Raw genomic sequence first — 938 nt, 5'->3', positions numbered from 1 at the left:
GGGGCAAGCGCTGCCGGAGCTTTAGTTCTTCTTCGGCTCTTCGGCCTTCGGGGCGTCCGTGGCCGGGGCCGCCTCTTCCTTCGGCATCGGCGAGCCGTCGAGCTGGAAGGTCTCGACCTTGGCGACCTTGCGCAGATCCTCGACGACGTTGGTCACGATGTCCTTGCTGAGCTGCTGCTCGAGCTGCGGCTTCACCTCGTCCAGGGTCGGCTGCGGCTGGGTGCGCTTGTCCTCGACCTTGATGATGTGCCAGCCGAACTGCGTCTTCACCGGCTCCTTGCTCACCTCGCCCTTCTTCATGGCGAAGGCGGCGTCGGCGAAGGGCTCGACCATCGTGTCCTTGGTGAAGTAGCCGAGATCGCCGCCCTGCTCGGCGGCCACCGGGTCCTTCGACTTCTCCTTGGCGAGCTTGGCGAAGTCGCCGCCCTTCTTGAGCTGGGCGATGATCGCCTTGGCCTCATCCTCCTTCTCGACGAGGATGTGGGCGGCCTTGACCTCTTCCTGGGCCGGGTTCTGCTTCAGGAAGGCCTGATAGGCCTCGTCCAGCTTGGCCGGGGTGATGCGCGACTGCACTTCCTTCTGGATGTAGGCGCGCTGCACCGCGCGCTCCTCGGCGCGCTTGATCTCGTCCTTGACCTCCGGCGAGCCGGCGAGGTTGGCCTTGTAGCCGGCCTCGGCCACCAGCTTGGAGTTCACGAGCTGCTCGATCACCGCCGGGTAGATCATCTCCAGCGGCATCTGCTGCACCTGCGGCGGAAGCTGGGCGACCATGCGCTGGACGTCGGAGCGGTGGACCGCCTCGCCGTTGACGCGCGCCACCACCGGATCGGCGTCCGCCGGGGCGGGGGCGGGCCCGGCTCCTATACACATCCCCGAGGCCACGGGACTAAGGCGAAACCCGGTTGGCGGCCTTTGCTTGGAAAAAAAAAACCAAAGAT

The 938-nt window shown here is 66.0% G+C and carries 1 protein-coding gene; it reads right to left on the bottom strand.

Annotation, left to right across the window (positions count from 1 at the left end; genetic code table 11):
• Nucleotides 1–21: 21 nt before the first annotated feature.
• Nucleotides 22–870 carry a peptidylprolyl isomerase gene (locus GBZ26_RS29555; RefSeq protein ID WP_247884961.1) on the bottom strand — a complete coding sequence of 283 codons (849 nt, stop codon included), beginning with the start codon at nucleotides 868–870 and terminating at the stop codon, nucleotides 22–24.
• Nucleotides 871–938: the final 68 nt, after the last annotated feature.

The organism is Azospirillum formosense, from assembly GCF_013340925.1.
Taxonomy (GTDB): domain Bacteria; phylum Pseudomonadota; class Alphaproteobacteria; order Azospirillales; family Azospirillaceae; genus Azospirillum; species Azospirillum formosense.
The sequence above is the reverse complement of the archived record's forward strand: the minus strand, read 5'-3'. Positions and strand labels throughout refer to the sequence as shown.

Excerpts from the sequence above, each read along its gene's own strand:
- GBZ26_RS29555 (WP_247884961.1), bottom strand. The coding sequence starts at position 870 with ATGTGTATAGGAGCCGGGCCCGCCCCCGCCCCGGCGGACGCCGATCCG.